At 45.8% G+C, this 24,687-nt stretch carries 18 protein-coding genes; 13 read left to right on the plus strand and 5 right to left on the minus strand.

The features are described from left to right. Positions 1-592: 592 nt before the first annotated feature. Positions 593-1,888, plus strand: coding sequence for an MDR family MFS transporter (locus JOC27_RS10095; RefSeq protein ID WP_205007170.1), 1,296 nt, complete (start codon positions 593-595; stop codon positions 1,886-1,888). Positions 1,889-1,988: 100 nt separating this feature from the next. Here the strand turns inward: JOC27_RS10095 and JOC27_RS10100 are convergent, their stop codons facing one another. Both JOC27_RS10100 and JOC27_RS10105 read right to left on the minus strand, forming a co-directional pair. Then, a complete protein-coding gene (locus JOC27_RS10100) occupies positions 1,989-2,810 on the minus strand; it encodes an ABC transporter permease (RefSeq protein WP_205007171.1) in 822 nt (273 codons plus the stop codon). Then, complete coding sequence (locus JOC27_RS10105; RefSeq protein WP_205007202.1) at positions 2,810-3,796, minus strand: ATP-binding cassette domain-containing protein; 987 nt, start codon at positions 3,794-3,796, stop codon at positions 2,810-2,812. The genes JOC27_RS10100 and JOC27_RS10105 overlap by 1 nt, the downstream gene beginning before the upstream one ends. A gap of 265 nt (positions 3,797-4,061) precedes the next feature. Between JOC27_RS10105 and JOC27_RS10110 the strand changes: the two genes are divergently transcribed. From JOC27_RS10110 to JOC27_RS10120, 3 genes are all read left to right on the plus strand, one after another. Continuing rightward, entirely contained in the window at positions 4,062-4,955 is an 894-nt protein-coding gene (locus tag JOC27_RS10110) for an ROK family protein (RefSeq protein ID WP_205007172.1), read from the plus strand. A gap of 325 nt (positions 4,956-5,280) precedes the next feature. Then, complete coding sequence (gene manA / locus JOC27_RS10115; RefSeq protein WP_205007203.1) at positions 5,281-6,237, plus strand: mannose-6-phosphate isomerase, class I; 957 nt, start codon at positions 5,281-5,283, stop codon at positions 6,235-6,237. Between the two features lie 17 nt (positions 6,238-6,254). Continuing rightward, positions 6,255-6,641 (plus strand): hypothetical protein, encoded by a 387-nt coding sequence (locus JOC27_RS10120; RefSeq protein WP_205007173.1) that lies wholly within the window; start codon positions 6,255-6,257, stop codon positions 6,639-6,641. A gap of 67 nt (positions 6,642-6,708) precedes the next feature. Here the strand turns inward: JOC27_RS10120 and JOC27_RS10125 are convergent, their stop codons facing one another. Continuing rightward, positions 6,709-7,569, minus strand: a complete 861-nt coding sequence (locus JOC27_RS10125) for an NAD(P)-dependent oxidoreductase (protein ID WP_205007174.1) — start codon at positions 7,567-7,569, stop codon at positions 6,709-6,711. A 155-nt stretch (positions 7,570-7,724) separates the two neighbouring features. Here JOC27_RS10125 and JOC27_RS10130 point away from each other — a divergent pair, with 155 nt between their 5' ends. Next, positions 7,725-8,633, plus strand: coding sequence for a U32 family peptidase (locus JOC27_RS10130; protein WP_205007204.1), 909 nt, complete (start codon positions 7,725-7,727; stop codon positions 8,631-8,633). 174 nt (positions 8,634-8,807) lie between these two features. Beyond that, on the plus strand, positions 8,808-10,043 hold the full coding sequence (locus JOC27_RS10135) for a peptidase U32 family protein (RefSeq protein WP_205007175.1): 1,236 nt from the start codon (positions 8,808-8,810) through the stop codon (positions 10,041-10,043). A gap of 143 nt (positions 10,044-10,186) precedes the next feature. Here JOC27_RS10135 and JOC27_RS10140 read toward each other — a convergent pair whose 3' ends face one another. Further along, positions 10,187-10,627 carry a DUF2383 domain-containing protein gene (locus tag JOC27_RS10140; protein ID WP_239530247.1) on the minus strand — a complete coding sequence of 147 codons (441 nt, stop codon included), beginning with the start codon at positions 10,625-10,627 and terminating at the stop codon, positions 10,187-10,189. A 113-nt stretch (positions 10,628-10,740) separates the two neighbouring features. Between JOC27_RS10140 and JOC27_RS10145 the strand changes: the two genes are divergently transcribed. Further along, the gene (locus JOC27_RS10145) at positions 10,741-10,920 is read left to right on the plus strand and encodes a hypothetical protein (RefSeq protein WP_205007176.1); all 180 of its coding nucleotides are present in this window, start codon (positions 10,741-10,743) and stop codon (positions 10,918-10,920) included. Here JOC27_RS10145 and JOC27_RS10150 read toward each other — a convergent pair. Beyond that, positions 10,897-11,430, minus strand: coding sequence for a tyrosine-type recombinase/integrase (locus tag JOC27_RS10150; protein ID WP_205007177.1), 534 nt, complete (start codon positions 11,428-11,430; stop codon positions 10,897-10,899). The two genes, JOC27_RS10145 and JOC27_RS10150, sit on opposite strands and share 24 nt — an antisense overlap. A gap of 188 nt (positions 11,431-11,618) precedes the next feature. Here JOC27_RS10150 and JOC27_RS10155 point away from each other — a divergent pair, with 188 nt between their 5' ends. The 6 genes from JOC27_RS10155 to brxL are packed head-to-tail and all read left to right on the plus strand — an operon-like array spanning position 11,619 to position 24,555. Continuing rightward, on the plus strand, positions 11,619-12,209 hold the full coding sequence (locus tag JOC27_RS10155; protein WP_275587826.1) for a DUF1819 family protein: 591 nt from the start codon (positions 11,619-11,621) through the stop codon (positions 12,207-12,209). A 1-nt stretch (position 12,210) separates the two neighbouring features. After that, complete coding sequence (locus JOC27_RS10160) at positions 12,211-12,795, plus strand: DUF1788 domain-containing protein (protein WP_205007206.1); 585 nt, start codon at positions 12,211-12,213, stop codon at positions 12,793-12,795. Positions 12,796-12,813: 18 nt separating this feature from the next. Beyond that, entirely contained in the window at positions 12,814-16,365 is a 3,552-nt protein-coding gene (brxC, locus tag JOC27_RS10165; protein WP_205007179.1) for a BREX system P-loop protein BrxC, read from the plus strand. A gap of 18 nt (positions 16,366-16,383) precedes the next feature. Then, positions 16,384-19,914, plus strand: coding sequence for a BREX-1 system adenine-specific DNA-methyltransferase PglX (pglX, locus tag JOC27_RS10170; RefSeq protein ID WP_205007180.1), 3,531 nt, complete (start codon positions 16,384-16,386; stop codon positions 19,912-19,914). 27 nt (positions 19,915-19,941) lie between these two features. Further along, positions 19,942-22,506, plus strand: a complete 2,565-nt coding sequence (gene pglZ / locus JOC27_RS10175) for a BREX-1 system phosphatase PglZ type A (RefSeq protein ID WP_205007181.1) — start codon at positions 19,942-19,944, stop codon at positions 22,504-22,506. Between the two features lie 18 nt (positions 22,507-22,524). Next, positions 22,525-24,555 (plus strand): protease Lon-related BREX system protein BrxL, encoded by a 2,031-nt coding sequence (gene brxL / locus JOC27_RS10180; RefSeq protein WP_205007182.1) that lies wholly within the window; start codon positions 22,525-22,527, stop codon positions 24,553-24,555. The last annotated feature ends 132 nt before the right edge of the window (positions 24,556-24,687 follow it).

Raw genomic sequence — 24,687 nt, forward strand, 5'->3', positions numbered from 1 at the left:
TAACTATTCGCAAGTTCGGTCCAACTCCTGATCTTCGGTCTAACTATTCACAAGTTCGGTCTAACTTTTGCCCGCTTCGGTCTAACTATTCATGGGTTCGGTCTAACTTCTGAAGTTTGGTCTAACTATTCACGAGTTCGGTCTAACTTTTGCCCGGTTCGGTCTAACTATTCGCAAGTTCGGTCCAACTCCTGATCTTCGGTCTAACTATTCACAAGTTCGGTCTAACTTTTGCCCGCTTCGGTCTAACTATTCATGGATTCGGTCTAACTTCTGAAGTTTGGTCTAACTATTCACGAGTTCGGTCTAACTTTTGCCTGCTTCGGCCTAACTATTCGTGGATTTGGTCTAACTTTTGCCCGGTTCGGTCTAACTATTCGCGGTTTCGGTCTAACTCCTGATCTTCGTTCTAACTCTTCACGGTTTCGGTCTAACTATTCATGGGTTCCGTTTACAAAAATCCTGACGCAATTTATCTGGGTAAAACTGAAGCGCGCGCACGGATTTTGTGTTAGAGTAGTTAAGGATTTGCGCGTTCCGGCTACCTGACCGGGAGTGCGCCTTTTTATTCTTTTGAAATGGGGATTTTTTGATGAAGTGGCGCGACTGGGATATTAATCTCAAAATACGATTGATTGGTGAAGGATTATTTAATTTACTGTTCTGGATGTTTTTCCCGTTTATGGCAATATATTTTTCTGAAGTATTTGGCCAGCGGACCGCGGGCTTATTGTTGACGCTTGCCCAATTATTTTCAGCAGCAATTGGGCTGATGGGCGGTTACTTCAGTGATCATTATGGAAGAAAGCGGATGATGGTACTTTCCGCGGCATGCCAAGCGGTTTGTTTCTGCTTTTTTGCCCTGGCGAACGCGCCGTGGTTTTCCTCACCTGTCATTACCTTTATAAGTTTTACGATGCTTGGTGTTTTCGGTCAGCTCTATCATCCAGCGGCAAGTGCGATGATTGCTGATATTGTCGCTGAACGGTACAGAGCGCGCGTTTTTGCTGTTTTTTATACACTGACCAACATTTGCGTGGTGATCGGTCCGCTGCTCGGTGGCTTGCTTTTTTTCAAACATCGTTTTCTTACACTCATCCTTTGTTTTGTGGTTTGCGCCGCTATTGCGCTTCTCTTGGCGAAAAAAACGCATGAGACAGCGCCGCTAAAGTCATCCGCACAGGCTGCGTTGCCCGACGGCCGATGGTATGACTATCTGGGCCAGCAACTTGCTGATATGAAAAAAATTGTGACGGATCGGCTGTTCGTGCTCTATATTTTAGCGGGGATTCTTGTCGCTCAGACATTTATGCAACTTGATTTACTGATTGCGATTTATTCAGCGAACCATGTGCCGAACCAGACGTTACTTGGATTCGGATCGTGGAATTGGACAATCGGTGGCAGCAGTTTATTCAGTCTAATGGTTTCGCTGAATGGCTTGATTGTTGCGCTATTGACGGTTGTTGTTTGCCGCTGGATGGAACGGTTCAACGAACGCGGCGTCTTCATGTGTTCTGCTTTCTTCTACGGGACTGCGATGATTCTGATCGGTTCCACAGTCAATGCCTGGATGCTGCTTTTAGCAGTCGGCATCATGTCATGGGCGGAAGTGATGACAGTTGGTGTGCAGGACAGTTTCATCGCCAAGATTGCGCCGTTACAGATGCGCGGGCAGTATTATTCATTCGCTGGGTTGCGCTTTTCGATCGGGCGCTCAATTGCGCCGTTGTCGCTGACGCTTGCGATATGGGTTGGCTATTTTCATGCATTCCTCGTGCTTGCCGCGATTGCTTTTGTCGGTATGGCGCTTTACGGTTATATTTTTACACAATATGAAAAGAGTGGCTTGCGGCAGCAACAACAAAAATGGGTAAGCCAGAACTAAGCAATGGCAGATAAGAAAACCAGGCTATGAATCTGAATCTAAGAAAAACTCCCGAAATCATCAAATGATTCCGGGAGTTTCTTGTTTTTGGTAGCAATTTTTACTTTCGGCGGTATAGGCGCATCGTGATTGGCGCGAAGACCGCGATGAAACAGGCGGAGGCGACAAAAACCCAGCTGATCGCTGCCCAATCGAATTGATTGTGCATCAATTCACGGACGGCGGTCGTCAGCAATGAAACTGGATTAATCGTGACCAAAGCGCACAGCCAGGAAGGCATCGTGACTGGATTCACAAGAATATTGCTGACAAAGGTAAAAGGAAGCAAGAGCGTCATGCTAATTCCCATCGTTGCTGCCGACGTCCGCATGACGAGACCGATGGTGGTAAACACCCAAGAAAGGCTGAAAGCAAAAACCAGGACAAGAACGATCGCCGCAGCAATCGCGATAATATCGGTTGTCGGGCGAAAGCCAAGAACCAGACCAATAATTAGCACAACAACGGACGCCATCGCGTAGCGGACCGCGTCAGCAAGCAGTCCACCAACGAGCGGGGCAGGACTCCAGACAGGCATCGAACGGATTCGGTCGTTGACCCCCTTGGCTATATCAGTATTGAGCGAGACGCCAGTGAAAACCGTTGTGAAAATAACGGTTTGAACGAGTATGCCCGGTATTAGAAATTGCAGGTATTGGCTTGTTGATCCAGCAAGCGCGCCACCAAATAAGTAAGTGAACATCAAGGTCATCAGGACAGGGAAAAAAGTGACGTCGAGCAATTGCTCGGGCTGATAACGAATTTTCAGCAGCGCGCGACGAGCGAAAGTCAGCGAAACGGCTAGCTTTCCGGGACTTCCGGGACGGTTTTCCGTTTGCAAAGTTTTTTGCAGCTTATCGCTTGAAAAATGAACAGACTCCATCAGGCCTTTACCTCCTCTTTCGGTTCAGCAGTTTGACCCGTTAGTGTCAAAAAGACTTCATCAAGGCTCGGCCGACCAAGCGAAAAGTCGGTGACTTCAATAGAAGCGGCGGCGAGTTCGCCAAGCGCGCGAATGGCAAGCTCAGGCTGCTGGATTTGGGCAGTCAGCAGCAACGGATCGGTTGCTGAATGAACCGGTGACTGAAGCACCGATGCGAGAATTTCCTGAGCCCTCGCGCGTTGGTCGGCCTGTTGCAGCCGGACATGAAGCATGCCGGACCCGATCGAGGCCTTCAATTCGCTGCTCGTGCCTTCGGCAATGATTCGTCCGTGATCAATGACGGCAATCCGATCAGCAAGCTGATCCGCTTCCTCCAGATATTGCGTGGTGAGCAGCACGGTTGTTCCCGAAGCAACAAGCGCGCGAACAATTTCCCAAATCTGATTGCGACTGCGCGGATCGAGCCCCGTCGTTGGTTCATCGAGGAAAAGCAGATCCGGTCGGACAACGATACTGGCGGCGATATCAAGGCGCCGCCGCATCCCTCCTGAATACTTTTTCGCCTGAACAGATGCGGCATCAGTCAAGCCAAAGGCTTCAAGTAGCTGATCCGCGCGCTTTTTGGCTTGTTTCGCGTTATAGCCCATCAACCGGGCGATCATGATCAGATTTTCTCTTCCTGAAAGTATTTCATCAACCGAAGCGAACTGTCCCGTCAGACTGATATGACGGCGCACGGCATCGGGTTCTTTCATTAAACGATGACCCATAATCAACGCTTCTCCAGCGTCTGGTTGTAATAAGGTGGCTAGCATCCGAATCGTTGTCGTCTTACCGGCACCATTTGGTCCAAGAAAACCATAGACCGTACCGCGCGGAATCGCCAAATCCACACCGTTCACAGCGACCTTTTTGCCAAATTGTTTAACAAGGCCGGAAGCAAGCACCGCATAATCGCTGCTTGACCCTTGCGGCATATCTAACATGTCACTCATCCTCCGTTCCACTCTGCCCGAATCGTTGGATCGATACAAGATTCGACAAAGCTCTCTTTTAGTATAAGAAAATAAATGAATCTGCTCAATTTTAACCACTTGATTCGTAGAAAAAATACTTGGAAAATCCTAAAGAGAGTTTTTGATTCTTTCCCGGGAAAAGTTGCGCCAATTTACTGTGCTTCACCGGTAATTTGATATAATAGGAAGAGATAACGCTTACATATATAGAGAACAGATAGGGTGTGATGGGAGCATGTATCTTGGCGGACTTGAAGCGGGGGATACGAATTTTGTCTGCGCCGTTGGTGACGCGGACGGCAATGTACTCGTTCGCGAGAGAATTCCAACGGCAGATCCGCAAACGACCATGGCGCAAGTCATTCGCTTCTTTGAAAATTTCAAAATTGTTTCGATCGGCGTCGGCACGTTCGGCTCAATCGACTTGAATAAAGAAAGTGCGACTTATGGTTCGATCACGGCGTCACCGAAACGAGGCTGGGCGCACTATCCGTTGTTTAAAAGTTTATCCGAAGCGGTGGGTGTCCCGATGGGCATTACGACTAATGGGAATGCGGCAGCGCTCGGCGAATTGCATAAGGGTGCGGCGCAGGGGCTCGATGGCTGCTTGTATATGACAGTAGGCACCGGGATCAGCGCGGGTTTGATTATGGAAAATCAATTTTTACATGGACTCACGCATCCGGAAATGGGGCACATTTTGCTCAGGCGGCACCCAAAGGATGCCTTTCAAGGGCTCTGCCCGCAGCACCGGGATTGCCTCGAAGGACTGGCTTCGGGACCGGCGATCGAAGCGCGTTGGGGGAAAAAGCTCACGTCGCTCGACGACGATCATCTGGCGTGGTCTATTGAGGCGACTTATTTGGCGCAGGCATTGATGCACTATGCGCTAATTATCTCACCGAAACGGATTATTCTTGGCGGCGCTGTGATGAAACAAAACCAGCTCTTTCCACTGATCCGTACTCAATTGCAGCAATTGCTTGCCGGTTCGATTGACTGCGCAGAATTGAAGGATCAAATCGATAGCTACGTGGTGCCGCCGGCGCTTGGCGAAAACGCCGGAATTATCGGCGCGTTGATTTTGGGGCGGGAAACATATCGGCAACGCAGCGGGAAAATCGCCTGAAGTTCTAGGGACCCATTGTGAAAAAAGCCTTCTGGATTTCGGAGCAACTTTTCGTGATTTCGGAACAACTATTGCTCGGTTTGGTGATACCTAAATATCGGTTCTAACAAGATCTATTGAAAATGGTCGTTCCGCGATCGCGGAACGTTCGGATTCAGTGTTCGAGTATCCAGACTGTCTTGATCTTCGGTCTAACTTTTTAATTTGAGGTTTTGGAGCAATGTTGAATCGATCATTTTTCTTCGCTTGGGGTCCATTTTTCAGAGAAGAAAGAATGCTATAATTGAAAAAGATAAATTTGCAGAGTTTAGGAGAAGTGACAATGATCAATCAGACACCGCTTTTTTTACAGCCAGCGCTTCATGAGAAAATTTGGGGCGGCACGCGTCTCCGCGATTTGTTCGGTTACGCGATACCGAGTGAAAAGACCGGCGAATGCTGGGGAATCTCAGCGCATCCGAACGGGCCTGCGATTATTAAAAACGGACCTTTTGCTGGACAGACATTGGCTCAGGTTTGGCAGAGCAACCGCGAACTTTTTGATAATTATAAGGGCGAAGACTTCCCGCTTTTGACGAAGATTCTCGATGCGCGTGAAGACTTATCCGTACAGGTGCATCCGGATGATGTTTATGCGCAGCAGCATGAACATGTGCCATTCGGCAAAACAGAGTGCTGGTACATTATTGATTGCGATCCAGGTTCAGAAATTGTTTACGGTCATACGGCGGCAACGCGCGCGGATTTCCGCCAGGCGGTCGCGGACAAGCAATGGGATCATCTGCTGCGGCGCGTCAAAGTCAAACCGGGCGACTTTTTTTATGTGCCAAGCGGAACGATCCACGCGATCTGCGGTGGCTGTCTGATTTTGGAGACGCAGCAGAGTTCCGACACGACTTATCGGGTCTATGATTATGATCGGCCGGGAACAGATGGCAAGCCGCGTGAACTGCATATTGAGCAGTCGATTGATGTGGCCAATTGTCCACATATTGACCCGAAACTTACCTATCACGTCCGCCAGGAAGCCGAAGCGAAATATACAGAACTGTTGCGTGAAGACTTGTTTACCGTGTCCCATTGGGAAATTCGCGGCGCTTCCTCGATGATCAAAAAGAACTGGCCGTTCCTGATGATCAGTGTTCTTGATGGATCAGGCAGCCTGCGGATTGGTGCGGAAGACTATTCTATAAAAAAAGGCGATCATCTTGTTGTTCCGGCAACGGTCGAACAGTTTTCACTCGCCGGCGAGCTGGACTTGATTGTTTCCAATCCGGTTTAAATCAAGGATAGCAGACGATGAAGAAAAAGCCACTCATTACATTTATTGGCGCGCTGGGTGAGCCAGTTCGGCAGACACGATCCGGTGTGCCGGCGCGCGTCGCGGTGATTCACAACACAATGGGCAGTGTGACGGAGAAAGATGTCGAGGCCGCGGAAAGAAGAATCGCGCAAAGCCGCATGGTTGTAATCTCGCCAAGCGCGGCACTCGGTGCGACCATTCAGGCCAGCGTTATTGCGAAAAAACATTGTGTGCGCGTGATTCTTGACCCGGCGCCGATGATGGGGCTCCATGAGAAAATTCGCCGCATTTTAGCACAGTTGCCGAAACGCGCGAGCAGTAGACAGAAAAGCCATGCGCCGGCAAAAAAATGGCGCAAGCGAAAACTGGCAGTCATCAAATAATCGACCGCATCTCAATAAAAAAGCACGGACCTAGAAAAGTCTGGGTCCGTGCTTTTTTGAATCGAACTTATTTTTTCAGGAATGCATAGATCGCGGCAATGTCGTGGCTGCCCATGCCGTATTGCTGTGCGAGTCCGAACATTGCTTTCAGATTATTGCTAAGCGGAAGCGCAAAGTGGTGCACATAGGCTTCTTCGCTAGCGAGTTCAAGATCTTTATAGATGCTGTCTACCTTGAATTGAGCGGCTTCAAAATCACCCTCAAGCAGCTTGCCCTTTTTCAGATTGAGCACGGGTGCCGCGTTTGGGCCGCTCGTGATTGCACGGATCAGCTCTTTTTTTTCAAGACCAAGACTTTCACCGAAAGCCACTGCTTCGGAAAAAGCAGCAATGCTTTGCGCAAGCAGCAAATTGTTGACTAATTTCATTGCCGTGCCCATGCCGTTGTCGCCTTTATGCTGCACTTCCTTACCCATCGTGAGCAACAGCGGGCGTACTTTTTCCAAATCATCCACATTCCCTCCGACAAAGAAAATCAATTCGCCTTTTTCAGCAGGTACCGTTGAACCAGCGACCGGCGCGTCGAGAAAATGGACACCGGCTGCCGCCGCGTCTTCAGCGAGGCGTCGTGATTGAGTCGGGCTAATTGTGCTGCTGTCCACCCAAAGACTTCCGGGTTTCATGCCGCGCAGCAGACCATCCGTACCATAGGCAACCGCGTCGACTGCCTGTGGATTGGCGAGCATTGTAAAGACAATCGCTGCCTGCTCGCCGACTGCACGCGGAGATTCGGCAAATTGCGCCCCGTTTGCCAAAAGCGGTTCCGCTTTGGCCTTTGTTCGATTAAAAACGACCAGTTCCTGACCCGCGTTCTGCAACCGCCCGGCCATGCGGCTGCCCATAATGCCAAGACCAATAAATCCAATCATTACACGTCGCTCCTTTTCATTCTCATTGGCAAGATCTCCATTAAGCATAGCATAGCTGTCAGTGAAATGGTGGGTGGACGCACCGGTCACGCATCTGTTTTTCCGCCGTGCTATAATAGATAAAAGATTGAAAAGAAAACGGAGGTTTTTCCTTGATAAATTTGATTGCGACGGCAGAGTCCTGCCAGCAAGCGGAAGCGCTACTGGATGCCGGAGCGGACACGCTCTTGGTCGGCAGTCATCCTTTTGGCCTACGGTTGCCGCATTCGCTTAATTTGAATGAAATCGAGACCATTCGGACGATGGCGCATGATCGTCAGAAAAAAGTGACGGTCGCTTGCAACGCGCTGCTGCATAACCAGCAAATTGACAAATTGCCGGCCTATTTGTCGCGTCTGGCCGAAATTGGTGTCGATGCCGTGACGGTCGGCGACCCGGGCGCCGTGTTCATTTTGGAAGAGCTGCAATTGCCGCTGCCCTATATTTACGATGCAGAAACACTCGTGACCTCTTCGCGGCAGATCAGCTTTTGGCTGAAGCGCGGTGCAGTTGGCGCAGTCGCCGCGCGCGAGTTAACACTGACTGAACTTAAGGCAATTCAGGCGAGCGTGGACAAGCCGGTCGAGGTGCTTGTCTACGGACCAACCTGCATCCACCAATCTGCTCGACCGCTGCTAACGAACTATTATCACTATGTCGGTCTGAAAGAGAGCGTCGCCAAAGATCGCCATCTTTTACTCCGCGATCCGAAAAATGAAGCGAGCCAATATCCGATTTATGAGGACGAAGACGGCACGCATATTTTTTCAACAGTCGATTTATCGCTGATGAGCGAGTTGCAGGAAGCCTATGACGCCGGCCTGCACACCTGGAAATTGGATGGTGTGCTGCTACGCGGCAATGCGTTTGTGGCGATTGTTCGGCTGTTCGCCGAAGCTGCGCGCGCGATCGAACAAGGCCATTTCATCGCCGCTAGCTTCTGCAATCGGCTCAGCACGCTGCAACCGCCGACGCGCCCAATTGGTACGGGCTTTTATTTGAAAGATCCGAAGGACGTTCATTGAATCGATTTTAATAAGTTAACCAATGTTTTAATTCAATGTTGCTTTCTTATCAAAAGGCTATGTGTGCTGGCGCCTCGCGGGTAGTGCTCGCGGCAGGCGAACACAAGGCAATAAACGATTAAAAACAACAGCAGATTAACGAACCCAAAAGTTAAAGAGTGAGGGAAATTCCGAATGAATGTTGGCATCAAAAAACCGGAAGTGTTGGCACCGGCCGGCAATCTGGAAAAGCTGAAAATGGCGATTCGTTACGGCGCCGATGCTGTGTATATCGGCGGTCAGGCCTATGGTCTGCGCTCACGTGCAGGTAATTTTTCTTATGAAGAGATGGAAGAAGGCGTCGCTTTCGCCCATGAACGCGGCGCGAAAGTCTATGTCGCCGCCAATATGGTGACGCACGAAGGTGACGAACAAGGTGCTGATCAATTTTTCAAAAAGCTGCAAGAAATTGGGATTGACGCGGTGATTGTCTCGGATCCGGGGATGATTATGATCTGCTTCGAAGCCGCACCCGGCCTGCCGGTCCATCTGTCGACGCAGTCATCAGCAACCAATTATAAAACATTGGAATTCTGGAAAAAGCTCGGTTTGGAGCGCGTGGTACTCGCCCGCGAAGTCGGACTCGAGGAAATTCGTGAGATGCGCCGTCATTCCGATGTCGAGATCGAGGCATTTGTTCACGGCGCGATGTGCATTGCTTATTCCGGACGCTGCACGCTTTCAAATCATATGGTTAACCGCGACGCGAACCGCGGCGGCTGCGCACAGTCTTGCCGCTGGAAATATGATTTATTCGAATTCGACAATGGCGAAACAAAAAGTCTGATACCCGGCGACGCCGAACCGTTTTCAATGAGCGCGGTCGATTTGTCGATGCTGCACCATATCCCGGAAATGATTGAGGCCGGCGTCGATAGCCTGAAAATTGAGGGACGGATGAAGTCGATTCACTATGTGTCGACCGTGTCCAACGTCTATCGCAAAGTCGTCGACAGCTATTGTGCCGATCCAGAGCATTTTACATTTGATCCGGCATGGGAAGAGGAAATATGGAAAGTCGCGCAGCGCGATCTGTCAACTGGCTTTTATTTCGATGTGCCGACCGAGCGCGACCAGTTATTCGGCAAGCCGCGCAAAATTCCGAAATACACGTTTGCCGCGCAAGTGCTGAGCTATGATCCAAAGACACATGTAGCGACGCTCGAGCAGCGCAATAATTTCGGCGTCGGTGAAGAGGTCGAATTCTACGGCCCAGGCTTCAGCCATTTCAAGCAGACCGTGCGCGACTTATTCGATGAGGACGGCCTGGCAATCGATCGGGCACCGAATCCGATGATGACGGTGACGATGACCGTCGATCAGCCGGTTGAGCCATTCTTTCTGATGCGCAAAGCCGCTGATAAGGATTAATAAGGAGCGCGTTCTGACGGATCGGCGGTTACGATTGCACAGGTCACACGCATCGCTCGAATCGTGGTTGCCTATCAAAAATAAAAGGGATGCCGCAAAGCTGGATTCGCTCCGCTTTGATGGGCATCCCTTTAAATTTGCGCTCAACCGCCGACTGGCTGGATCAGAAGACGTTGCAGCGTCTCAACATGCCGCCGGTCCTCGTCAAGAATCCGCCGCGCGAGGGCAAGACTTGAGGCAGACAATTCGCCACGCACCGTTTTTTCTGTCATTTCAATGCCAAGCTGTTCCCCTTCAAGAGCCTTTTTGATAATTTCATCCGAACGCGGTGCTACCCGCCAGCTAGCGATATAGCTTTGCACGGCGCCCAGAATGCCCTCACTCGTAACCGGTTCACCGCCCAGTTGCCGGATTCGGTCGGCAATTTCGCCCGCCTGCTCTTTCAATTCCTGATGGATACGTTGAAATTCATGTTTGACCGATTCGTCTTTCAGTTTTTCAATAAAATGATCGTAGGCATGAAGACCCATATATTGTCCCTTCAGCCATTCGTTTAACGCGTGAATTTCTGCTTTTTCAACCAATCGAATCCCTTCCTTATTAAAGGCATCGCACCGTCGATCAGGCGGCACAGTTTATTTGTTTAAGATGCCCTGAAAGAAGAGATTTCAGTAAAGGAGAGAGGGAGTGGGAAGAATTGAATAATATTATTTTTGTTACTTTTATTGGACTTGTTGTTAACGCAATCGATCAGAGGATCAAACGAGTGGAAAAGTGTATAAAAGCCATGAATTGTGGTAAAAAACCAAAATTCATGGCAACATTTTCGCTAAAAGGTAGCCCTACTTTTGATTCAACGCCAAGACGTGTTAATTAACTGTCGATTAACTTCCTCGTCATTGATGCCAAGATAAAATCGTGTTTCTTTCGGTGACCTGTGACCCAGTAAATACATTGTCTTCATGATATCATGATCACTGTCGATATAAAATCGCCAAGCAGCAGTTTTTCTAGTGGTATGACAGCTGATATGCTGTACACTTAGTCCTGCGTAATTGGCAGCCCATTTCAAGAGTTTGTGTATCCACTGTCTCTTAAATGGGAAAATCAAATCATCTTCATTTTTATCCTTCAAATATTCTTCCATTCTTTTTCTACAATTGTCGTTTAAGATAATAACCCGTTCGAGCCCTGTTTTCATTGTGCGAAGATGCACATAACCATTGACTATATTTTTTTTTCGCAGTGAAAGAATGTCCGAGACCCGTAATGCTGTTGATAAAGCAAATTCAAAATATAGAGTATAGACATTACCTTTCCGTCTAGTTCCTAATGCTTCGAAAATTTGGTCAATTTCCTTTTGCTCTTTAATTGGAACACTAGCCATACAAGCTTAACCACCAATATGTTCAGTCGTATTACATGTTCTAATTGTACCATAAATTATTTACCTTTTAGCGAAAATGTAGCTTTTCGATGTTTCTAAACATAAACCTTTATCAAAAAATTCTATTTTTTTATCTGATGAATAGTGCTATCAATTTTTGTAAGGAATGGATTAAATTGCCTATAGAAATGAATTATAGATCAACGATAAAATCACATTCATTTTTGTTCATTGAAATGAAGAACTTGTGCAGGCTGCGCATTCAAGGATTCAATGACGTTGAGTTAGAGGAAAAGATTCTTTGTGACGATCTATTCCAGGTAGTATCAGAATCACGCAGGAGAGAACTTAAATCAATCATTTTGAAACGAATGCATGTGCTTGATTTTTATCTAATAAAAAAACTTGTGATAAGTGATTTGGCAACAGGCAGGTTAATAGCTCTATATGCATTGATCTTAACTGATCGTTTATTCAGAGAATTCATGGTTGAAGTCGTAGCGGATAAACTTGCAACACGCGACGATCAATTGACTAACGCAGATTTTGACCATTTTTTCGAAAGAAAGAGGCAGCAGAGTGTGCGGGTGAATAGTTGGACTGATTATACATTTTACAAGCTTAGACAAGTCATGATTCGGATTCTGCTTGAATCTGGATTCTTGAGGGTCAATAAATCTACCAGGCATCTGATACGACCGATCATCGATCCGGATGTTCGTACACATCTAGCCGATTTAGGCCAACCGGAAATAACAACAGCTTTGGTAGGTGATTAAGATGCGGACACTGCAAGAAAGACTGGATGATCTGCTGCCGAAGATACAAAGTGCGGACTTCTTAAAAGGGCACGGGTTGACCAATCAGGCGAACTATTACATTTTTTCATATGATCCAAAAGACGAAATGATGGTCCGGGAGCATGTCCGTTATTTAGTGGATCGAATCAATGATGATCCGGCCACTGCCCGGCATGTTGTGGAATTTGACCTTTATGAAATGATGTTAAAAATCCTGAAAGAAAAAGGATACCTGGACAAGAACTTTGCGATGGAGGAGAAATACGGCAGCGGAAGGATCCTTGAGGCAACAAGACGCACCTTGCGATTAACGCAGGACGATGACCAAGTGATCAAATATATCCGAGAACACGTGTCGCCAGGCGAAATCATCTTGATTACTGGTGTTGGCAAGGCGTTTCCCATCATCCGTTCGCACGAAATATTGAACAACATTTTTAAAGCGTCTGATAATTCACCGGTTATCTTGTTCTTCCCAGGTTCTTATACCGGACAAGAGCTGGTGCTTTTTAACACGGTTAAGGATGACAATTATTACCGAGCGGTTCCGATTGTTCAGGATTAATTGAGGGGGATCTTGCAAATGCAAATACGAGAGATGTTCAAGAAAAAGATCGACCGCGAAATTGAGGGTGTTGTGAAGATTGGTCAGGAAGACGATGTGCGTGTCAGACAGGAACTCGATGAATATGTCGTCACCAACGAATTGGCCAGGCACCTCAGTCGCTTCTTTTCAACCTATAAAGACGGCATCAATCATCCGACGGAAAAGATCGGGGTCTGGATCTCCGGATTCTTTGGCTCCGGAAAATCTCATTTTTTGAAAATCCTTTCCTATTTGGTAGGAAACTGGGAAATCGAAGGCCGACATGCAGTCGATTTTTTTGAAGACAAGATCAATGATCCGATGGTGCTGGCTGATATGAAAAAGGCAGCGAGTGTTGAAACGGATATCATTCTTTTCGATATTGATGCAAAATCAGAATCCAATATAAAAATTAAAAAAGAAGCCGTCGTGAATGTCCTGAATAAAGTATTCAATGAAATGCAAGGCTTTTGTGGTTCCATTCCCTGGATTGCCGATCTCGAGCGGAAGATGACTCTAGATGGGAAATATGATGCGTTCAGAAAAATGTTCCAAGAAATCACCGGCCGGGCATGGGAAGAGGCACGGGACGACTTTTACTATGAAGAAGACGCCATTATCGAAGTGTTGAGTCGAGCAACGCAAATGAGTGAGGCGTCGGCGCGTGATTGGTTTGATCATGCTGAAATCGACTATACGATCAGTATCGATCGATTTGCCAAACGGGTAAAGGACTATATTGATCGAAAAGGGAACGATCATCACATCGTCTTCTTCATTGATGAAGCGGGTCAGTATATCGGCGACAACTCATCCGCCATGCTGAATCTGCAAACGATTGTCCAGGAACTGGGGCGGCAATGCCACGGACAGGCATGGGTTGTTGTCACTAGTCAGGAGGATATTGACTCAGTAGTCAAGGTTAAAGGCGACGATTTTTCAAAAATCATGGGCCGTTTCACCCGGTTCAGCCTGTCTAGTGCGTTTGTTGATGAAGTAATAAAGAAACGTATTCTGGGAAAAACGCCGAGAGCCGCGCTGCTTCTGAATAGCGTCTTTGATCATAAAGAATCCATCCTTAAGAATCTGCTGACCTTTTCAGATAAAGGTGCGGAAATGAAGAAATTCAGAGATGCTGAAGAGTTCGTGGCTGATTATCCGTTTATTCCCTATCAGTTCAGCTTGTTGCAGCATGTCTTCACTGGGGTCCGAATTCATGGCGCCTCGGGCAAGCACCTTTCTGAAGGAGAACGTTCTTTGCTCAGCTCATTTCAGGAAACAGCAGTTCACTATGCCGACCGGGAGGAAGGACTGCTTGTGCCCTTCTCTGCTTTCTATGATACGATCAGAAATCTTCTGGATTCAATCATTACCAATGTGATTATCCGGGCAACGAACAATGAACGACTTAATGCTGATGATGTGGACATCCTGAAGCTTCTGTTTTTGATCAAATATGTTAAAGAGGTTCCGGCGAATCTAGAGAATTTGGCGACATTGATGGTCCATTCGATCGACGAAGATAAAATAGAGCTGAAGAAAAAAATTTCCGTATCTATCGACCATCTGATTCATGAGACGCTTGTTCAGAAGAATGGTGATGCGTACGTTTTTCTCACCAATGATGAACAGGATGTCAACAAAGAGATTAAGAGCATGCATGTCGAGCGCTCAGAGGTTATCCAACAGATTGGAGAAGATTTATTTCATTCCATCTATCCAGCCAAAAAATATCGTTATTCGGCCCATTATAACTTCCCATTCAACACAATAATCGATGACCGTCCGGTAGGCAGTCAGTCGGCGGAGATTGGTTTGAAAGTGCTGACTCCGGATTATGACGCAGAGAATGATCTGAATGACATGCAGTTGAAAGCCCTGTCGATGCGTGAAAATAATGTCATTTTACATATGCCGATGGCAACCGATTACCTCGATGAAATGGAAGAAGTCCTGAAAATTCAGGCTTATCTGCGGTTAAAGAGCGGCATTTCTGCGTCGCAGACTATTGAAGATATCAAGTCCCGAAAAACGCGAGAAGTCACAGAGAGGAAAAGCCGTATCACTTTAGCTCTGAAAAACGCGTTGGAATCGGCGGAGATCTATGTCTATGGCGAACCTTTGTCTATTAAGGAGAAGAACCCTGTGGATCGGATTAATGAAGCTTTTCATTCATTGATTCGGAATCTTTACCACAAAATTGATTATGTGACCAGGTTTACTGACAGCAAAGAGGAACTTCTTCAACTCCTGAAGCAGTCGGAAGAACAACTGACAGCCTTTGATGATGCGGTACCGAACCATCTTGCGCTACAGGAAGTTGATGCCTATATTTCCCGAATGACGGCCCGACGTGAGGATGTGACGGTAAAGAATGTACTCAGTCATTTTGCTGAAAAACCGTTTGGCTGGCTAGACTTAGATACCAAAGCACTTCTCATACGCCTATATCTCGGCCAATCGATAAAACTGATGCTTGATCGCGTATATCTTCAGCCAACCGACAATAAAATTTTTGATGCATTCATACGCCGTGATCTGATCGATCGAGTGGTCGTGACGAGACGAGAGAAGATTTCCCCCGCCTTGCTGAAAACAGTAAAAGAGCTTTGTCAGTCACTGTTTGACCGTTCTTCTGTGCCGACAGATGAGGATGGGTTGATGCAGGAATTTAAACGATTGCTAGATCAGGAGCTGCAGCATCTTAACGGCATCCTTCATGTATACCAGGATCATTTTGAATATCCGGGTAAAGATGTGGTCACTTCCGGACAGCAAGCAATGCAGAGTCTGACAACGCTGCACGATGCCGGAACGTTCTATAAACAGGCATACAAACTAAGGGATACGCTTGAGGATTTTACAGACAAAATTAAAGATGTCAAAGGGTTCTTCGGCAACCAACGCGACAAATTTGATTCAGCCTACCGACTGATGAAAGTCTACGAAAAAAATAAAACATATATCACAGATAATGATCTGATCAAAGTAGAAAAGGAAATTGAGCACATCGTTGAAAATACGATGCCTTATGGCCAGATACAGAAATTACCAATTCTTTGCGATGCATTCCGCGATGCATTCATGAACCAAATTGAAAAGGAAAGCAAACCGGTCGAGACAAGTATCGACCATGATTATCAGGATGTTCTTGCTGAATTGGAAAAAGACCCAGTATCAAAAGAAAAATATTTGATGATATTCCGTCAAGAATTTGCTGACCTAAAAGACCGATTAGCCAAGGCAGACAGCATTATTGAAGTGATTGCCGGGCAAACGGAGAGTGACCGGCTTAAACTGCGCTGCATCGATCGAATCATGCAAGAGCGTCAAGACAAGGAAGAAAACCATGTCGGTTCACTACCGCCGACTGAGCCTACTATCCCGCCACTCGTAAAACCAAAACAGACGAAGACGATCAGCAAGCACGTGATTATGCGCGGAACACAGACGATCGCGTCAGAGGCTGATCTGGATAAGTTTATCGATGAACTGAGAAATAAACTGGAAGCAGAACTTGATGAGAACACGATCATCAAGCTTGTGTGACGGCGGAGGGCAAGCACGATGAGTGAAAAAACAGAAAACTACCAAATTGATAAAAAAATGATTAAGATCTTCGCTGCTTCAGCACGCATAAAACTCATTGCAGGTGTAACCCAAAAAGCCTATGAGTTTGGCATTACCGATCAGAAAATTCAGGATGCAGATTCTCTTAAGATTAATGACTTGCCGATGGATGAGGCGCAACAGAAGCAGCGAGAACATTTGGTTGAAAGAATAAAAGACTCAAGCTTAAATGAAGTCATAGAAGAGATCGCATATACCTGGTTCAACCGCTTTATTGCCCTTCGTTTCATGGAAGTGAATGACTATCTGCCTACTGGAATAAGAATCCTTTCTTCCATCGATGGGAAAGGTGAACCTGACGCGATGAGAAGTGCAATTATTGAACTGATTGCCGATGAATTAGAGTTAAATAAAAACCAAATATATCAGATGCAGGATGATCACGATGAGGATCACATGTTTAAATATATACTGGTAAAGCAGTGTAATCAGCTTGGAAAAATAATGAAGAGCGTTTTTGAACCCATATCCGATGAGACGGAACTACTGCTCCCTGATCGGCTATTAGCAACAACGGGAGTAATAACAGAACTCGTGGATGTTACAAAAATACCTGAATCAAATTGGAAGCATGTAGAGATTATGGGCTGGTGCTATCAATTCTATAATGCTGAAATTAAAGAACAGGTTGGTGGATTGAAAAACCACAGTGTTTCGAAAGAGGAACTGCCGATTGTGACCCAGCTCTATACACCAAAATGGATTGTCAAATATATGGTGCAAAATTCGTTGGGAAGAATGTATGATCAGGGAAATCCAGATAACCATTTGTCCCTGAATTGGGCCTATTACTTAAAAGATGATCATGAAAAACTGACTCCAAATCCGAAGTTTAATGGAATAGAAGATATTAAAATCTTTGATCCCGCCTGTGGATCAGGTCATATTCTGGTTTACGCATTTGATATGCTTTTTGGCATGTATGAGGAAGCAGGGTTTAGTACACGTGAAATTCCAGAATTAATCTTAAAAAATAACCTATTCGGTTTAGATATCGACCAACGCGCTGTGCAAATCACGCATATTTCACTTTGGATGAAGGCGTTGGAAAACACCCCCAGGATTCTAAATCGTCCTAAAGACTTAGAGGTTCATGTATATAGTGTTCCTGATTGTGACCCACCAGTTTCTGAAGAAGCATTGAACTTCTTTGCTGAAAATGATCAGGAAAAATCGATGCTCAAGGAATTGGAACACACTTATCAGGATGGCAAACAATTTGGCAGTCTACTAACAACCAAAGATTATCCTTTTGACGAATGGCTTGCGCGGTTCAATAACAAGAAGAACCGGCCACTGGATTTGTTTGAAAGCGAGTATTTGATTGAAATAAAAAAGAATCTCATACCTGTCATTAAAGCTGCCTCACTATTGCATCAAAAGTATCAGGTTGTCGTGACAAATCCGCCATATCATAACAAATATAATCCAATTTTAAAGAAATTTATGCAGGATTACTATAAGGATACCAAGTCTGATCTTTACTCTACTTTTATTTATCGAACACTGAATATGACGCAGAAAAACGGTTATGCAGCGCTCATGTCTCCTTTCACTTGGATGTTTATTTCTACGCATGAGAAATTGCGGCAATATCTATTGAGCCATGCCACAATCTCAAGCCTTGTCCAGTTGGAATATTCTGCTTTTGAGGAAGCCACCGTTCCAGTTTGTACTTTTGTATTACAAAATCAGCATGAACAAACCAAGGGTCAATACATTCGTTTAGCTGATTTCAAAGGGGCTAGTTTACAACCGATTAAGGTTAGAGAAGCGATCGAAAATTCATCAGCTTCTTATCGTTATACAGCTGATTCAACTTCCTTCTCCGACATCCCTGGTTCTCCAATTGCCTATTGGGCGAGTGATCAAGTGAGAAAAATTTTTCGGGAGAATCCAAGCTTAGGGGATACCGCCGAACCAAGGGTTGGACTTCAAACTGGAGATAATGATCAATTTTTACGCATATGGTATGAAGTTGAATTTAATAGAATTGGATTTAACTATAAGAGTCGAGAAGATGCACTTCAGTCAAAGTATAAATGGTTTCCATACAATAAAGGTGGGGCTTTTCGTAAATGGTATGGGAATATGGAATATGTAGTTAACTGGGAAAAAGACGGAAATTCAATTAGGAACCTCATTGATGATAATGAAAAAATGCGTTCTAGACCGCAAAATACAAGTTGTTATTTCCATGAAAGCACCACCTGGTCGAAAATCACTTCTTCATCTTTCTCAGTAAGATATAATCAAGCCGGGTCAATATTTGATGTAGCGGGGACTAGTATTTTTGGTGATCATTATATTCTTCTAATATTATTGGGCTTTTTAAATTCACGTGTTGCAAATCATTTATTAACTAATCTATCAGAAACATTAAATTTTGAAGTAGGAAATATAAAAAAATTGCCGATCATCAATGAAAAAAATGATATAAGCAAATTCATTTCAGAAAATATCTTTTTATCAAAATCCGACTGGGATTCTTTTGAAACGTCTTGGGATTTCAAGCAACATCCTTTTCAACAATTCCGTAATGGTGCGTCCACAATATCTGAAGCATTCAACAATTGGTCTCAGGAAGCGGATCGACGTTTTACAAGTCTGAAAGCTAATGAAGAAGAGCTTAACCGGATTTTTATCAATCTGTATGGTCTGCAGGATGAGCTGACACCTGAAGAGTCAGATGATGAGGTAACTGTGCGAAGGGTAGATCGTGAGCGTGACGTGAAGTCTTTCCTGTCCTATTGTGTTGGGATCATGTTCGGGCGATATTCACTTGACGAAGACAGGCTGGTTTTTGCCGGCGGGATTTTTGAACGCAATCGTTATCAAGCATATAAGCCGGATAAAGACAATGTAATTCCAATTACGGATGAAACTTACTTTGAGGATGATATCGTCGGCCGCCTCATTGACATTGTGAAACAGATTTTCGGTGAAAGGACACTGGAACAGAATCTTGATTTTATTGCTGAATCACTAAAGAAGAAGTCTGGGGAAACTGCACGGCAGCGAATCCGTCGATATTTTCTGAAAGAATATTATAAAGATCATGTTCAAATCTATAAAAAACGGCCAATTTACTGGTTGTTTGATAGCGGGAAAGAGAATGGATTTAAGGCACTGATCTATTTACATCGCTATGAACCAGGGCTTGTAGCCCGGGTACGTATCGACTATCTACATGCCATGGAACGGAAATATGAGGAAGAGATGCGTCGCCTCGATTTGCAGATGGAGGCAGAATTGCCGGAACGTGACAAGGTGAGGGCAAGAAAACAGAAAGAAAATCTGGAAAAGCAGCTGGAAGAATGCCGGCAGTATGACCAAGTAGTGGCTCATGTAGCCAGTCTGCAGATTGCACTGGATCTGGATAATGGCGTGAAAGAGAATTATATAAAATTCCAAAATATTGATGTACCTGGGAAAAAGGTTAGGGTCAATCTGCTGGCGAAGATCTGAAATTGGCGAAATTCGGGGAGATTTTTCATGAAACTAAGAGAAGTACAGCGTATCCTGAATGAAACATTCCATAAACCGCTTCGCTTTGGGCAAAAGCGGCATTTGGTATTCTGGTATGATCCAGAAGGTGAATTTAATGAGGATATTCATGATTTACAGATGGATCAGGTGCGAATCTGGGAATTAACTCCTAATAATTTCTTTACGACCAAATATGAGCTGGAGAAGCGGTACCCGGATTCTTCTTTTCTGATTTATGCGCGGATGGCAAAACCGGTACCCCAGGAAGATTGGCTCTTTGACCAGCTAAAAATGGGTGTAGAGTTCTCTGCGGATAAAACGATCGTTATTATGCGCGAATTAGGCATCTCCGACAATACACTGCGACAAACGTTTGAACATTATGCAAAGTTTTTTGCCAATAAACGCTATTTTACAGCATTTCATGCACTTGGTATTCAGGATTACAATGACAAAACCATCGATGTTGCCGTACTGGCCGTGCTGACTCATAACCCGCTCAATAAACTGGATGAAGTGATGAAAGTTTTGATTCGTGAAACGGCGATGAATGAGAGCCGTTCATGGGAAGCTATCGAAAAGTTTGGTGATACCGATGTTTTCTGGCAACTGGTGGAAAAAGCGTATGGCTATGCCCGGGATGAAAAGACTTTACAAGACCTTTTGATCTTCTTCACGCTGACCTATCTGGCATCCACAGCTCCGGATCTGAACCTTCCGGAAGGTTGGAAAACCTATCTGGCAGTGCGGCCGATGAACGTGGCGGTGTTGATGAACCAGTTCATGAACCAGCCAAAGGATCGGGGCGCATTCCAGAAATTGTCCGAATCCGTGGCAAAGACGATTCATTTGTCGAATCATTTGGCGACATGGGATGTGCGGTATTACCTCAACGCCGATGCCTTCAAAGCATTTGACCAGGCACTGATTCAGTACATTGAAACACAGCTGACGTCCGGAGTCAGGCAGTTTGGCCACTATCTTGAAATGATGAACAAGCGCCGAACGTTACACTGGTATCCAGATTACCGTAATGCTTATGAGGCTGTCGGTCAGGCGATTCGCCTTTTTCAGCTAGATGCAAAACATCAACAGTTTATCCCGGAATCTTCCGCTTATCAGCTGATTCAAGATTACATTAAAGATTATTATCAGTTTGATCAGGCGTACCGGAAATTTTATACAGCTTATGATCGCTGGCAGCAGGATGACAGCCTTGTCCCGCTGCGCCGGCATGTTGAACAAGTTTACAGCCAGAGTTATATGAGAGAGCTGGCCGTGAAATGGACACAAAGCCTGAACCGGCAGATGTCGGACAGATGGCCGATTACTGATATCCCGCAGCAAACCCGTTTTTATATAGAACACGTTCAATCGTTTGTGAATAAAGGCGAGCGAATTTTTGTTATCATCTCCGATGCATTTCGTTATGAAGCCGGTCAGGAACTGGTAGAACGACTGAATCAGGAGAAAAAGGGAACAGCGGAACTTGCATTCATGCAGAGCACACTGCCTTCCTACACAGCACTGGGTATGCCAGCGCTGCTGCCGCACCGGACACTTCGCTATCAATGGGATGCGGAGAATGATCCTGAGGTTTTACTGGACGATATGATGACGGTAGGGACACAGGCACGGAATCAGCTTTTACAGAAACGCGTGAAAGACAGTATGGTGATCCGTGCCCAGGATTTACGCGAGATGCGCCAGCAGGAAATGCGGCAGAAGTTTCAGCCATGCAAGGTTGTCTACATCTATCACAATCGTATTGATGCCAGCGGGGATCATCCCGCTTCTGAAACTGAAGTCTTTGCGGCCACGGATCAGGCGATCGATGAACTCATCATGCTCATTAATAAGCTCGTGAATAATGTCAGTGCCTCGGCTGTGATTGTGACAGCGGATCATGGATACCTCTATCAGCGGGATCCACTTAATCCAAGCGGCAAAATGCCTCGGGTCGGCGGGAAAAAATTGATCGTGAACCGGCGTTTTATCCTCAGTGAACAGGAGAAAGAAGCAGAAGGAACGCTTCAATTTTCAACAGAAGGGGAGCTGGCTAATGAACCGCCTCTGACGATTACCGTACCGAATGGTGACGAGCGTTTCATGGTAGCGGGCGGTGGTTCGAATTATGTACACGGTGGTGCAATGCCCCAGGAAATCATTGTCCCGGTTGTGACCTTCAAAAGTAGTCGCAAGACAGCTATGCGACAGGTCAGTGTCAAATTAATGAGTAGCACGCGGAAAATCACGAATATGATTAGCTTCCTGGATTTTTTCCAGACACAACCCATGGAAGAAAAAGTCCGTCCCCGTCGTTTGAAGATTTATTTTATCGATCCTGACGGAGAGAGAATCACTAACGAAAATCACCTTATGGCAGATCGCTCATCTGAAAAATCTGCTGACCGGGTTTATCGTGAGAAATTTGTGTTCAAAAACAGATCATATGACCGGCGTACAACTTACTATTTGATCATGGAGGATGAAGATCAATCAGTCGAAAAAGTGTACGACCGGATTCCGTTTACGATCGATATCGCATTTGCTGATGACTTCGAATTCTGACAGAGAAGGGTGACACATGTGGAAGATCTGGATCGAAAATTGTATGACACTTTTCCAGGTAAGGTCGTCCGCAAGGATCTGACGAAAAAGATTAAAGAAGGCGCTAATGTTCCGGTTTATGTGTTGGAGTATCTGCTTGGCATGTACTGCGCTACTGATGACGAAGAAGGCATCGAGGATGGTGTGCATCAGGTTAAAAAGATCCTCGCTGAGAATTATGTCCGGCCTGATGAGGCGGAAAAAGTGAAGTCGCAGATCCGTGAATCGGGTCACTTTACCGTGATCGATCGAATTACTGCTCGGCTTGATGCGCGTAATGACCTTTATAAAGCGGAGTTTTCGAATCTAGGTCTTTTCGATGTCGTGATTTCTGCCAAATATTTCAAGGATTACGATAAATTGCTAACCGGCGGGATCTGGTGCATTGTTCAGATGGCCTACTTCTTCGATGAGAATGATAAAACGTCAAGTCCATTTACAATCGAAAAGTTGACGCCTATTCAGATGCCCAGTATGGATATGGACGAGTTATTTGACCAGCGCGAACGGTTCAGTAAGGATGAATGGATTGACATTCTCATACGTTCAATAGGGATGGAACCGACGCAATTTGAGCAGGCAGTAAAGTGGCACTTGTTGGAACGCCTTGTGCCATTGGTCGAGAACAACTACAATCTCTGTGAACTTGGACCGAGGGGTACGGGGAAATCACACGTCTATAAAGAGATTTCTCCAAATTCGATTCTTGTCTCAGGTGGACAAACAACCGTTGCCAACTTGTTTTACAATATGGCGTCGCATCAGATCGGCCTTGTCGGTACGTGGGATACGGTCGCTTTCGATGAAGTAGCCGGGATCAAGTTTAAGGATCAGGACGGCATCCAGATCATGAAGGACTACATGGCGTCCGGATCATTCGCACGCGGACGCGAGGAAAAAACTGCTGCAGCGTCCATGGTGTTTATTGGCAATATTAATCAGAGTGTCGATGTACTCTTAAAAACGTCCAATCTCTTTGGACCTTTTCCAGATGGGATGGCTGGAGATTCAGCCTTCTTTGACCGGATGCACTTTTATTTGCCCGGCTGGGAAATTCCCAAGATGCATCCTGAATTTTTCACAAATAACTATGGCTTCATCACTGATTATCTGGCCTGCTTTATGCGTGAGATGCGTAAACGATCGTTCAGTGATGCCATTGATCATGATTTTCATCTTGGAAATAATCTAAATCAGCGCGATGTAATTGCCGTGCGTAAGACTGTTTCCGGCCTAATCAAACTCGTTTATCCTGGCGGTCAGTTCGATAAGGCAGAAGTTGAAGAGATTCTTCATTATGCGCTGGTCGGCCGACGTCGTGTGAAAGAACAACTAAAGAAAATCGGCGGTTTGGAATTTTACGATGTTAATTTCTCCTATATCGATAATGACTCGATGGAAGAACAGTTCGTCTCGGTTCCGGAACAAGGTGGGGGGAAGATCATTCCCGAGGGAATGGGTAAGCCTGGCCATGTTTACACAGTTGGTCGCGGGAAGACAGGGGTGATCGGGACTTACAACATCGAGACGGAGATGACGTCCGGAAACGGGAAGTTTGAACGTGCCGGATTTGGATCGGATTCAGCAGCGAAGGAAAGTGTCGACACAGCGTTCCACTACTTCAAATCGAATGGCAAGTCAATCAGCGGAAAAATAAGTACGAAAAAGAAAGATTACTTACTGCAGATTCAAGATATTTACGGTGTCGGTTTGAATGATCAGCTCTCTCTGGCAGCGCTTATTGCTCTGTGTTCTGTAGCTGTTGGTCGACCAGTTCAAAGCCAGCTCGTGATCCTAGGTTCTATTTCAATTAGCGGGACAGTCCAAAAAGTAGACGATCTAGCCAGTATCCTGCAGGTCTGCCTCGATTCTGGGGGCAAAAAGGTCTTACTTCCGATGCTAGCTGCTGCAGATCTGGGAACTGTTCCTCCGGAAGTCTTTGCCAAGTTCCAGATTATTTTTTATCAGAGTGCTGGGGATGCGGTATTTAAAGCCTTGGGTGTGTCGTGAATCAAATCATTACTAGAGGAAAGCGCAATAAAAAATGTTGAAAATAGCCGAAAAGATATTGACAAGATGTCCTATGAATCTTACATTATAAGTAAGCGATTTGGGGAAATCGCTGTATCACAAGCATCGTAT

The organism is Sporolactobacillus spathodeae (assembly GCF_016908935.1).
In the GTDB taxonomy this organism is placed as follows: domain Bacteria; phylum Bacillota; class Bacilli; order Bacillales; family Sporolactobacillaceae; genus Sporolactobacillus; species Sporolactobacillus spathodeae.

Excerpts from the sequence above, each read along its gene's own strand:
- JOC27_RS10150 (WP_205007177.1), bottom strand. The coding sequence starts at position 11,430 with ATGGCTAGTGTTCCAATTAAAGAGCAAAAGGAAATTGACCAAATTTTC.
- JOC27_RS10120 (WP_205007173.1), top strand. The coding sequence starts at position 6,255 with ATGAAGAAAAAGCCACTCATTACATTTATTGGCGCGCTGGGTGAGCCA.
- JOC27_RS10160 (WP_205007206.1), top strand. The coding sequence starts at position 12,211 with ATGCGGACACTGCAAGAAAGACTGGATGATCTGCTGCCGAAGATACAA.
- JOC27_RS10125 (WP_205007174.1), bottom strand. The coding sequence starts at position 7,569 with ATGATTGGATTTATTGGTCTTGGCATTATGGGCAGCCGCATGGCCGGG.
- brxC (WP_205007179.1), top strand. The coding sequence starts at position 12,814 with ATGCAAATACGAGAGATGTTCAAGAAAAAGATCGACCGCGAAATTGAG.
- JOC27_RS10105 (WP_205007202.1), bottom strand. The coding sequence starts at position 3,796 with ATGTTAGATATGCCGCAAGGGTCAAGCAGCGATTATGCGGTGCTTGCT.
- JOC27_RS10110 (WP_205007172.1), top strand. The coding sequence starts at position 4,062 with ATGTATCTTGGCGGACTTGAAGCGGGGGATACGAATTTTGTCTGCGCC.
- JOC27_RS10135 (WP_205007175.1), top strand. The coding sequence starts at position 8,808 with ATGAATGTTGGCATCAAAAAACCGGAAGTGTTGGCACCGGCCGGCAAT.
- pglZ (WP_205007181.1), top strand. The coding sequence starts at position 19,942 with ATGAAACTAAGAGAAGTACAGCGTATCCTGAATGAAACATTCCATAAA.
- pglX (WP_205007180.1), top strand. The coding sequence starts at position 16,384 with ATGAGTGAAAAAACAGAAAACTACCAAATTGATAAAAAAATGATTAAG.
- JOC27_RS10155 (WP_275587826.1), top strand. The coding sequence starts at position 11,619 with ATGAATTATAGATCAACGATAAAATCACATTCATTTTTGTTCATTGAA.
- JOC27_RS10095 (WP_205007170.1), top strand. The coding sequence starts at position 593 with ATGAAGTGGCGCGACTGGGATATTAATCTCAAAATACGATTGATTGGT.
- JOC27_RS10100 (WP_205007171.1), bottom strand. The coding sequence starts at position 2,810 with ATGGAGTCTGTTCATTTTTCAAGCGATAAGCTGCAAAAAACTTTGCAA.